At 35.1% G+C, this 3,356-nt stretch carries 2 protein-coding genes; one reads left to right on the plus strand and one right to left on the minus strand.

All coding sequences use genetic code 11. From position 1 onward, the window contains the following. On the plus strand, nucleotides 1–2,579 hold a 2,579-nt coding region (gene cphA / locus CXF67_RS08830), incomplete at its 5' end, for a cyanophycin synthetase (protein ID WP_257984637.1). A gap of 267 nt (nucleotides 2,580–2,846) precedes the next feature. Here the strand turns inward: cphA and CXF67_RS08835 are convergent. Continuing rightward, a partial coding sequence (locus CXF67_RS08835; protein ID WP_145990423.1) for an integrase core domain-containing protein occupies nucleotides 2,847–3,356 on the minus strand: 510 nt, incomplete at its 5' end.

The raw sequence follows: 3,356 nt of genomic DNA on the forward strand, positions 1-3,356 counted from the left end.
TCGTTATGAAACTTGATTTAGAGGAGATGGAAGAATTACCTTCTGATAAAGTGGATGGTTTTTCGGAACGGTTAGAAAAAATGATTCCTTCTTTGTACGAACATCACTGTTCAGAAGGATGTGAGGGAGGTTTTTTTCAAAGAGTCAAAGAAGGAACTTGGATGGGACATATTGCAGAGCATATTGCCTTAGAAATTCAAATTCTTGCAGGAATGGATTGTGGATTTGGAAGAACAAGAGGAACTGGTGAAGAAGGTATTTATAATGTAGTATTCACTTATACACAAGAAAATGCAGGGATTTATGCAGGAAAAGCAGCAATAAGAATAGTAGAAGCATTAATTACTGGAAGTCCATATCAGTTGGGTTTAGATATTCAAGCCTTAAAAGTAATTAGAGAGGAAGATAAATTAGGACCAAGCACGAAATCCATAGTAGATGAAGCCTCCAAAAGAGGAATTCCTTTTATGCGTCTAAATGGAGATTCATTAGTTCAATTAGGCTATGGTGTAAATCAAAAGCGAATCATGGCTACCATAACTAGCCAGACCAGTGGCATTGGTGTTGATATTGCGGGCAATAAAGAAGACACGAAATATCTTCTGAACAAAGCAGGAGTACCTGTTCCCAAAGGGAGTATTTCTATTACAGAAGAAGAACTAATTAATGAATTAGATAGTATTGGTTATCCTTGTGTAATTAAACCCATTGATGGAAATCATGGAAAGGGAGCAACTATTAATATTAAAAATATAGAGGAAGCACTATTAGCTTTTAAATTGGCTAAAAAGCATTCTGAAAGAGTAATAGTTGAAAAATTTATAGAAGGACATGATTTTAGGCTTTTGGTCATAAATCATCGTTTAGCAGCAGCAGCAAAACGTACTCCTGCTCATATTGTAGGTGATGGAAAATCTACCATTAGAGAATTGATTAAAAAAGTAAATGCGGACCCTAGAAGGGGTTTTGGGCATGAAAATATGTTAACTGAAATTACGGTGGACAAAATGACTCAGCATATTTTAAGTACCAAAAATCTTACTTTAAAATCCGTATTACCAAACAAGAAAAAACTCTTCTTAAAAACTACTGCTAATTTAAGTACAGGTGGCACAGCTACTGATGTTACAGATACTGTTCATCCTTATAACATATTTATGGCGGAGCGTATTTCAAGAATAATTGGATTAGATATTTGTGGTATTGATGTGATGGCTAGTGATTTGGAACATTCTGTAATTGAAACAGGTGGTTCTGTATTAGAGGTGAACGCAGCACCAGGTTTTAGAATGCACCTCGATCCGACCTCTGGATTAGCAAGAAATGTAGCCGAACCTGTCATAGATATGCTATATCCTGCAGGAAAAAAGGCTGGAATACCCATTATAGCAGTTACAGGAACAAATGGAAAAACTACCACTACTCGTTTAATAGCTCACATCATGAAAAGTGCTGGTTTTCAAGTAGGATATACAACATCTGATGGAGTATATGTGCAAAACAGAATGCTTCAGGAGGGGGATTGTACAGGCCCGAAAAGTGCCCAATTTGTACTCAGTGACCCTACAGTAAATTTTGCTGTTTTAGAAACTGCAAGAGGAGGTATTTTAAGAGAAGGACTCGGATTCAGTCATTGTGATATTGGTATTGTAACCAACATTACTTCTGATCATTTGGGATTGCAAGGAATTCAAACCATAGAGCAAATGGCAAGGGTGAAATCAGTAGTTGTAGAAAATGTACGCCCAAAAGGATATTCGATTTTAAACGCAGATGATGATCTTATTTTAGGTATGATTGAAAATATCACCTCTAAAATTGCATTGTTTAGCATGAATGAAAACAATAAAAAAGTGATTGAACATTGTAAAAAAGGAGGCATTGCGGCAATTTATGAAAATGGATATGTTACCATTAACAAAGGTGGATGGAAAATTCGTGTTGAAAAAGTGTTGAATATTCCACTTACCTTTTCTGGTAGGGCCATATTCATGATTCAAAATGTATTACCTGCTGTATTATCCGCATTTCTTAGAAAAGTACAGCTTGAAGACATCCGTTTGGCTTTACAGACATTTACACCATCGCCTGCTCAAACGCCAGGAAGAATGAATTTGTTTCAGTTCAAAGAATTTGAGATGTTATTAGATTATGCACATAACCCATCTGGAATGGAAGCTATAGGTAAATTTTTGGAAAAAACAGAAGGATTTCCCAAAGTAGGAATTATCTCGGGTACTGGAGATAGAAGAGACGAAGATATAATTGAATTAGGAAGAGTAAGTGCCAACGTATTTGATGAAATAATAATAAGACAAGACTCAGAATTAAGAGGAAGAACACCTAAGGAAATTTTGGATTTATTAACGATTGGTATTCATACTGTAGATACGACTAAGAAAATAAGTGTTGTTCCTGATGAGCAGGAAGCTATTAACAAATCTATTAGAGAAGCAACAAAAGGAAGTTTTATTGTCTTAACTAGTGATGCAATACCTGAGTCCATTCAACTCATTAGAGAATTAAAAGAAAGGGAAGATAATTTTTCAATTTTAAAAGAGGATATACCTAATTTATAGTATACAATTTTATAATTTTAGTGGTTTAACAAATTGAAACACGTGTTTTTGAATTATGTTCGTTAAGATACATAGTTTACAAAAGTTAAAGATTAGCCTCTACACTAAATTAGTTTCTAACCTTGTAGATTGTTCTTTATTTCTTAATTCATTTCTGTAATAGAAACCTAAAAATACGTCTCTATAAAATACTCTCCAAATTCCGTTTCCTTGATCTTCAATACCAACGTATTTACCTTTTAAAGCAGCGGTTAAATACACCCAATACTATGACTTCCATCTCATGAATCCATTTTGGCAAACTTTCATCACTTTCATGTTTGAAGGATAGTCATAATTTGGTATTTTTTCAGGATATGGTCTATTAGAAAAATCATGGCAATATGCAGGTGTTTTCATGTCGAGGGCTTCATGAGGTCTAATAGGATTATATTCTTTCACAAACCGATTTAAATTGCGTTGTTGGGCTTTTAAATCGACTGCTGAGGGTTTCGCACAAGTGGCCTTTAAATCACGGTGTATACGCTCGTGTCGTCCGTTTTGATCTGGTCTTGCTGGGTCTGTATAAACAGGGTCTATTCCCCAATAGGATAGCCTGGTATATCTTTGAATAGCGGCTACAGATCCAAAGGGGCTTCCGTTGTTGGTATGTATTTGTTTAGGGATGCCATGTTTTCTAAAAACCTTTATAAACTCTTGCTTAACAGAGATAAAGTTCTCTTTAAAATGTCTTTTTGCTGTAAACAAAAACCGGCTTTTGGAATCGGCACTAGTAAC

Source organism: Psychroflexus sp. MES1-P1E, assembly GCF_002836055.1.
Lineage (GTDB): Bacteria > Bacteroidota > Bacteroidia > Flavobacteriales > Flavobacteriaceae > Psychroflexus.